Raw genomic sequence first — 880 nt, 5'->3', positions numbered from 1 at the left:
CTGCACGCCCTCGTCGAGGCGCTGCGCCACGGCGAGGCCCCGCCCCCACGGGCACGGCGAGCCGAAACGCCCGCGGACGCCGACGAGTTCGACCTGCTCGCCGCCGACCTCACCCGGGCGCACGACGGTGCCGCCGCCGCCGTCGTGCAGGCGTCCCGGCTCTCCAGCCAGGCGGGCAGCGAACAGAAGCTCGAGGTGTTCGTCAACCTCGCACGGCGTCTGCAGTCCCTGGTGCACCGCGAGATCTCCCTCCTCGACGAGCTGGAGAACGAGATGGAGGACCCCGATCTCCTCAAGGGCCTCTTCCACGTCGACCACCTCGCCACCCGCATCCGCCGCCACGCCGAGAACCTCGCCGTGCTCGGCGGGGCAGTCTCCCGGCGGCAGTGGAGCAATCCGGTCTCCATGACGGAGGTGCTGCGTTCGGCGATCGCCGAGGTCGAGCAGTACTCGCGGGTCAAACTCGTCCCCCCGATCGACGGCACGCTGCGCGGGCACGCCGTCGCCGACGTCATCCACCTGCTCGCCGAACTCGTCGAGAACGCCACGGTGTTCTCCGCGCCCCACACCCAGGTGCTGCTGCGGGCCAGCCTCGTGACCTCCGGGCTCGCCGTCGAGGTCGAGGACCGCGGGCTCGGGATGCCCGTCACCGAGCAGGACCGGATGAACGCGCTGCTCACCGACCCCGACCAGGTGCATGTCGCCAGCCTGCTGGCCGACGGACGCATCGGGCTGTTCGTGGTCTCCCAGCTCGCCAAGCGGCACGGCATCCACGTCCGGCTCCAGAGCAACATCTACGGCGGGGTCCAGGCCGTGCTCGTCATGCCCCAGGCCCTCCTCGGTACGGAGCCGGGCGCACTGGCCGGCGGACAGGGCGCGG

The 880-nt window shown here is 71.9% G+C and carries 1 protein-coding gene; it reads left to right on the top strand.

Going from position 1 to position 880, the window contains the following annotated elements; translation table 11 throughout:
• The coding region (locus B9S61_RS08755) for a sensor histidine kinase KdpD (protein ID WP_146064756.1) at positions 1 to 880 on the top strand (880 nt) is incomplete at both ends.

The organism is Streptomyces sp. SM1, from assembly GCF_002910825.1.
GTDB lineage: Bacteria > Actinomycetota > Actinomycetes > Streptomycetales > Streptomycetaceae > Streptomyces > Streptomyces okerensis.
The sequence above is the reverse complement of the archived record's forward strand: the minus strand, read 5'-3'. Positions and strand labels throughout refer to the sequence as shown.